This is a genomic window from Terriglobia bacterium, assembly GCA_020072565.1.
GTDB lineage: Bacteria > Acidobacteriota > UBA6911 > UBA6911 > UBA6911 > JAFNAG01.
In genome coordinates this window covers 1-5,839 of sequence record JAIQGI010000118.1, presented here as the reverse complement: position 1 = coordinate 5,839, position 5,839 = coordinate 1, and the positions used below count along the sequence as shown (strand labels likewise).

Sequence of the window (5,839 nt, the reverse complement as noted above, 5' to 3'; positions counted from 1 at the left end):
GCCTTTGATCGCTTCCACCGCTACCTTGGCCTTGAGTGTCCCATCATACCGCTTCCGCTCTCTTTTCATCGCTCGCTCCTCCGAGGCGGCAGCGATTTTACACCTTAATCACCTGTCCAGTTTTTGGGGTACACCATATTGGCAGGCGGTCTTTTGCGCACTTGGAGGATTACGCCAGGGATCTGATCGATTTTCTCCAAGGCAACCGCACCATATTCCCCGCAGAAAAACAGAGCCAATATTTTTCGTTTCTCGTTTCTGCCTTTTACCGACGAATCAACCAGGACATCCAAGAAGGGATCAAGAACCATTTCGAAAAATCGAAAACCATCACCACTGCCCAGATTCAAAAAATAGCCAAACTGGAAATCGACAAAAAATTTGCAGAACTAAGAAAACTTACAAACCTCCCCGGCTTTAATGAAGACTTTGCCGTGCGGCTGATTCGGAAATTCTCAAAAGTCCAAGCGAACCTTCAGAACGAAATTTTTCAAAAACTCCCATTGTCTTCCGATGATCGAATCAAAATCCGCAAAATGTCTGGCTGGCTTTTCATTCGTGATTCGTTTCGTTTAGCCGGAACATCGGGAGTGGTTGTGGCGGGCTTTGGGGAGCGGGACTTGTATCCTCGCCTACAAGAATTTATTGTTGAAGGGATAATTGAGGGCAGACTGCGCTACCGCAAAGAAAGACAGATTCGAATCGGTATTGATATGATCGGTTCGATCGTTCCCTTTGCGCAGGGCAATGTCGTGGCGAATTTTATTGATGGTGTGGATCCAAACTTGGAGCGCCTGCTCGATAGATTCCACGATCAGTTGTTTGCCAATTATCCGGACGTTCTTCTGAAGCTAATCCCTACCGTGTCTGCCAAAACGAAACGCAATGCCCTGGCGAAAGCAAGACTCGCCAGTCAGAAGATTCTGAAGCGTTTTCGAGACGAATTTGAGAAGTATCGTCGTCAGACTATGGTTGATCCTATCACTGCGACTGTTGCCGTTTTGCCTAAGGATGAACTGGCCGCAATGGCCGAGGCGCTGGTGAATTTAACCTCGATCAGACGAAAGTTTTCGCTTGATGCCGAAACCGTTGGAGGGCCAGTAGATGTCGCTGTTTTGTCAAAGGGCGACGGATTCATCTGGATTAAGAGAAAACACTACTTCAAGCCGGAACTCAATCAGCACTTTTTGGCAAATTACTTCGAAAACCGGTAAAATGAGAGAGGGGATTCAATGAAAAAACTTAAAAAAAAGAGAGAATTGGAGTTCCAATGTTTTACTGATTTTCGGAAGCATTTCTATCCGAAACCCATTGAGCCGAAAACGCTTGAGTTTCCTGAACCCACGGTCGTCGGAGAGCGATTAGCACACGAATCGCTAAGCCGACTCCAAGCAGCGCTAACAGCTAGACAGCACTCTTCAAAATAACAGCTCTGCATGCCACCTGGGCCAAGCGAGCTTTCCTGCAGTGGTCAAAGCGCGGACAAAACGACTCAGAAGTGAGGCAACTGTGGCAAACGTGTAGTCGGGGCTCCTTCGGGAGCCCTTTTCGTTTGGGCGTGGTCTTGTTGCACCGGGACTGCGCTCAGATACCGCGAGATCTCTCAGGATCTCGCGCCCGGAATCTTGCCCAGCTGAATCAATGGCGCCAGTCGGACGCTGATGCCCGTAATCCCGATCAGAAAGCAAAGTGCTATCATGCGGTCATGCTGCCCCGACAACACATCTTCGAGCGCAGGCCTCATCTGAGCATCTGCGCCCTCTGCGGAAAAACCGACGATAGTCCTGCCGGCTTCATCTTCGAGGAGAGGCCGACGGGAACGAGCTTCGCTCTCCAGACCTGGGGTTTTTGCCCGACCTGCTGGAACGCCAGAGACGTCGACGAGCGCGGCGCCGACGTCGAACCGGAAGTCGTCTTCCGGAAGTACTTCACGTTTCTCCGCCGGCTGCTCGACGGCCGCTCGCTGCGAAGAGCGATCACGACCGACCGCAGCTTCCGGATCCTGCCGAGATAGGCCGAATCCCTTTCGGGCTCGAATCAACCTCCCAGGATTAGCCCCGTTCTTCAGGCTTCCGCCCGTTAACCCCCTGTTAACCTTCGCCGTTTTTGGGATTTTCTTGATTTCGCTAAGTTATTGATTTTATTGGTGAGCCGTCCAGGAATCGAACCTGGAACCTACTGATTAAGAGTCAGTTGCTCTGCCAGTTGAGCTAACGGCCCACACTCTTGTAACTCTTTGCTGCGGCGTATCTTGTGCGATTGTCCTCTAAAGCGCATCAGCCTCCGCAATTGCCAGTGTAGCAGGATTTGCGACGGTAGGCTGTCGATTTTCGGGTCCCAGAGCCCGATTTGCCGCGTCCAACCGCTCGATTGCGTCCTCCAGTGCCGCCGGAGTTGGGTGACAGTATCTTGCGGTCATGGTTATCGAGCTGTGCCCGGCAATCCGTTGCAATGTGAACGGATCAACTCCAGCCTCTCCCAAACGCGTTAACGCCGTGTGGCGCAGGGAATGTATAACAAACTCCGGGTTCAGGTTCAAGGCTTGTCGCAGCTCGGCATGGATGTGATCGAGTGAACTAACCAACAGGGGCAGTGCCTCGGGCTTTGCAAAGACGAATTCCGAGCTGGAGTCCTTGAGCCGCTCCTCCAGCATTGCTCTTGCCCGTGCAGTGAGGCTTATGTTCCGTTTGGCGTACCTGCTCTTCCCGGCTGCAATGTGGATGAAGCCTAATCGGGCTCCTTGAGCAGGCTGGAAATGAACGTCCTTCCATTGAATGGCGACTGCCTCTCCTATGCGGAGTCCCGTATCGAGGAGGAGCACTGCAATGTCGTGCAAGGGTTGCGGACACGCCTCAAGGTACCGCCCCTCGTCTTCGCGGGAGAGGATGAATTCCCGGATTCGCTCACCTTTAAGCAGAGTCACTTTCGGAACACGGTTAATGACTCCCCGGTCATACGCGTAGCGGAGCAACCTCCGCAGCGTGGCTAACGCGCGATTGACGGAGGCAGCGGAAACCTTCTGAATTCTCCACTGCACGAAATCCTCGATCAGCCCCGCACTGATCTTGTTCAACGGCTCATTCGCCAGGGGCTCGAATTCCAGTAGGCGTTTCAACTGCTGACCGTAGAATTCAATCGTCCTCGGCTTGGCAGCGCACCGAACTTGGATTGCATCAATGAATGTCTGTGCGAAGTCCTTGAGGAGCGGAGCTGGAGGCTTCTTCTTGAGTTCCAATTCCCCGTCGATCAAGGCAGTTCGATACTTCGCCTCAGCCTGCCTTGCCTTTCGGGGATTGCCCTGTTTCGTGGATTTCTGGATGTGAACTCCATTGTGCCAAAATGAAAAGTAGTAAATATCACCGCGTTTATAGATGCTCATTTCAGCCTCGCGATAACGTCGCCTAAGTTCAGTTCAATGCGTAGTTCGCCAACGCCGGGGGTTTCGGTCACGGACCATCGCTCACCCCCGCGCTGGACGAAAAGCCGTGATGCGAGAGTTGAGGGTATTAGCGGCAGAATTTCAGCGATAGCCCCCTTCGCCAATCCTGCCCTATCTAACGCCGCTGCAACACTTACCTTGAATGCATCCTCCGCACTGAAGTACCTTCCCTTTCGTGATCTCACTGAGGGAGTTAGAGTTAACCGTGTTTTCCCTAGAATCCAGCCCTTGAGACGAAAGCGAGAGATGCCAGCGATCTTCGCAACCTGTGCCAGTTCAAAGACTTGCATTGCTGAGCCTCCATGTAGAATGCCTACCCTCTTGCTTTTTAGTCCCGATTATGGTATAATGTATCTCAGTGCTACCCTAAATGGTACCACTGAGCACCCCCTCTGTCAAGAGGGAATTGGAGGTTTCAATGGAAAACGTCTTCACGCTGGGAATCCAGGACGCTGCAAAGGCTCTCGGCATCAGCCCCTGGACTGTCAGGAAGTACGTTTGGGACGGGCGCATTCGAGCCACGAGAATCGGAAGGCGAGTGACGATCAGCGTTAAGGAATTGCAGCGGATCGCTGAGGAAGGCATTCGGAATGCAGCCTAACGACGCGCAACGCAAGGTCGAATCATCGGCGATTTCACCGATACCCCAATCGCGTAGGAAGCTCTCTACAGAAACCACGAAAGCAATCTCACTGACTGCCTCAAAAGCCCTCTAGCATCCCTCTAAAATCAACAAGTTACAGCCACGAAATTGAGCGGACAGCACATCCCCTACCTGTCCGCTGGAACTTGGTAACAGGCATTTCAGGGGGAGAGAGGTCCGAATGACATGCATTGAGTGTGGGAGGGAATTTCCCGGACGCAAGGGCCAGCGGTTCTGTAGTGACCTATGCCAGAAAAGAGCTTACCGGAGATCACCGAGAACACAGGCTGCTGCGCGGAGCAAGAGGGTCCGCCCGAAGACTGGAGTCCATTGGAGTGACGCCGAATTGGCCGAAATGGGTCCGGGGCTACGGCGCTATATCGAGGCTCAACTTGATTCACACGGCTTCGTCGTAGCGCCGAAAAAGGTGGAGTTTCAGGACTTGGCAGAAACAGCGTAAATCGCTTTTCGTGCTATCGGTGAAATCACCGATGGCAAGAAAAGCACTGCGCAGTCCTACAGCCGCGCCGGGCGGCAAGACCCGGCAGAATGACGGAGGACTAGAACGAGAAGAGCATGAGTAGGAAAATCCGCAACGCGTCACTGCAGGAAATCCCGCAGGAACAATCACAGGAAAGCCCCGAACAATGGATGACCTTTGAGTCCGCAGCGCGGGAGCTGGGCTGCTCAATGGAGTGGCTCTCTCTCACTGCCTGGGCTCTTGGTCTGCCTGTTCGGAGCAAGGAGGAATATGACCGACGAATTTAAGACCGAAGACCTACCGTTAGCGTGTTACATCATAGCCCGGCGAGCACTCCCCTTTTTGGGATGCCTGAAAAATGGCGGAGGGAGGGCGTGCTTCCTTTTTGCCGCTCCCGCTCAAGCTGGGGAGGCACTTGAGGCAGAGTACATGAGCGGCGGGCAGGTTTCTGCGCTCGAATACCATGCGGCTTTGCGCCAGCTACGCAAGGCGATGCACGTCGTTGGGTTCTAGTGAAGGACGGAAAGGAGAAAAGACGCGTATGTTTCGCACAGAGGATTTAACGCTCGCCTGCTACCTCTACGCCACACGAAGATTGAACTTCGTGCGGTGTGAGGCAGTGCCGGGGAGAAGTAGAGTCACGTTTATTTTTGACGATCCCGAATCGACCGGGGAGGCGATAGCTGATGAGGTTCTCCACGGCGCTCGGTGTAGTGCGGTGAGTTTGTTCGACAGTTTGCATCATCTACGGAAAGTGATGAGGTTAGCGGAAAGGAGCAGATATGACGGGACCTTCCCAGCCGAAGCCGTTCAGTGATATGGGTCCCTTTGATCCCGTCATCATCACCGATGAAAACATTGAGGCGTACATGGAGGAACAGTTTCCAAACAACGAGGAAGCGAAAGCGCAAATGCGTGAGTGGTTCGCCGGAATCAAGAAGTTCGTTAAGGGGTGTGAACGCTGTGGACTCCAGACCTACGCTGATCTTGAGCCCAACGCAGGGGAAGCATCCTTCATCGTGGAAGACCTTATCCCCACGAAATCTGTCGGAATCCTTGTCGCCGAGTGGGGGACGGGAAAGAGTCCCCTCGCCATGCAGCTTCAACTCAGCGTTATGAGTGGCGTGAAGTTTCTAGTGTCATCGATCATCTGAAAACGTAGTTTTTTGATCACACGCCGGTAGATAGACCCTCAACATCATCCGCGCCGAAGGCGCAGACATCATCCAAAAATCGGTTATTGTATTGGCCCTGAGGAGGAGGGGTGACCCCGGCC

7 protein-coding genes and 1 tRNA gene are annotated in these 5,839 nt (G+C 53.0%); 5 read left to right on the top strand and 3 right to left on the bottom strand.

The genetic code is table 11. From position 1 onward, the window contains the following. Nucleotides 1-161: 161 nt before the first annotated feature. Nucleotides 162-1,214, top strand: coding sequence for a hypothetical protein (locus LAP85_29445; protein MBZ5500537.1), 1,053 nt, complete (start codon nt 162-164; stop codon nt 1,212-1,214). A gap of 491 nt (nt 1,215-1,705) precedes the next feature. Continuing rightward, nucleotides 1,706-2,014 carry a hypothetical protein gene (locus tag LAP85_29440; GenBank protein ID MBZ5500536.1) on the top strand — a complete coding sequence of 103 codons (309 nt, stop codon included), beginning with the start codon at nt 1,706-1,708 and terminating at the stop codon, nt 2,012-2,014. 130 nt (nt 2,015-2,144) lie between these two features. Here the strand turns inward: LAP85_29440 and LAP85_29435 are convergent. The 3 genes from LAP85_29435 to LAP85_29425 all read right to left on the bottom strand — a co-directional run bounded on the left by LAP85_29435 (nt 2,145) and on the right by LAP85_29425 (nt 3,729). Next, nucleotides 2,145-2,220: transfer RNA gene (locus tag LAP85_29435), tRNA-Lys, on the bottom strand. Nucleotides 2,221-2,266: 46 nt separating this feature from the next. Further along, nucleotides 2,267-3,379, bottom strand: coding sequence for a tyrosine-type recombinase/integrase (locus LAP85_29430; protein MBZ5500535.1), 1,113 nt, complete (start codon nt 3,377-3,379; stop codon nt 2,267-2,269). After that, entirely contained in the window at nt 3,376-3,729 is a 354-nt protein-coding gene (locus LAP85_29425; GenBank protein MBZ5500534.1) for a hypothetical protein, read from the bottom strand. The genes LAP85_29430 and LAP85_29425 overlap by 4 nt, the downstream gene beginning before the upstream one ends. 128 nt (nt 3,730-3,857) lie before the next feature. Between LAP85_29425 and LAP85_29420 the strand changes: the two genes are divergently transcribed. The 3 genes from LAP85_29420 (at nt 3,858) to LAP85_29410 (ending at nt 5,717) form a co-directional block, all read left to right on the top strand. Further along, nucleotides 3,858-4,040 (top strand): helix-turn-helix domain-containing protein, encoded by a 183-nt coding sequence (locus LAP85_29420; protein ID MBZ5500533.1) that lies wholly within the window; start codon nt 3,858-3,860, stop codon nt 4,038-4,040. 793 nt (nt 4,041-4,833) lie between these two features. After that, on the top strand, nt 4,834-5,076 hold the full coding sequence (locus LAP85_29415) for a hypothetical protein (protein ID MBZ5500532.1): 243 nt from the start codon (nt 4,834-4,836) through the stop codon (nt 5,074-5,076). Nucleotides 5,077-5,345: 269 nt separating this feature from the next. Continuing rightward, the gene (locus LAP85_29410) at nt 5,346-5,717 is read left to right on the top strand and encodes an AAA family ATPase (protein MBZ5500531.1); all 372 of its coding nucleotides are present in this window, start codon (nt 5,346-5,348) and stop codon (nt 5,715-5,717) included. Nucleotides 5,718-5,839: the final 122 nt, after the last annotated feature.

Coding starts and splice junctions, on each gene's coding strand:
- LAP85_29440 (MBZ5500536.1), top strand. CDS start 1,706: ATGCTGCCCCGACAACACATCTTCGAGCGCAGGCCTCATCTGAGCATC.
- LAP85_29430 (MBZ5500535.1), bottom strand. CDS start 3,379: ATGAGCATCTATAAACGCGGTGATATTTACTACTTTTCATTTTGGCAC.
- LAP85_29425 (MBZ5500534.1), bottom strand. CDS start 3,729: ATGCAAGTCTTTGAACTGGCACAGGTTGCGAAGATCGCTGGCATCTCT.
- LAP85_29420 (MBZ5500533.1), top strand. CDS start 3,858: ATGGAAAACGTCTTCACGCTGGGAATCCAGGACGCTGCAAAGGCTCTC.
- LAP85_29415 (MBZ5500532.1), top strand. CDS start 4,834: ATGACCGACGAATTTAAGACCGAAGACCTACCGTTAGCGTGTTACATC.
- LAP85_29410 (MBZ5500531.1), top strand. CDS start 5,346: ATGACGGGACCTTCCCAGCCGAAGCCGTTCAGTGATATGGGTCCCTTT.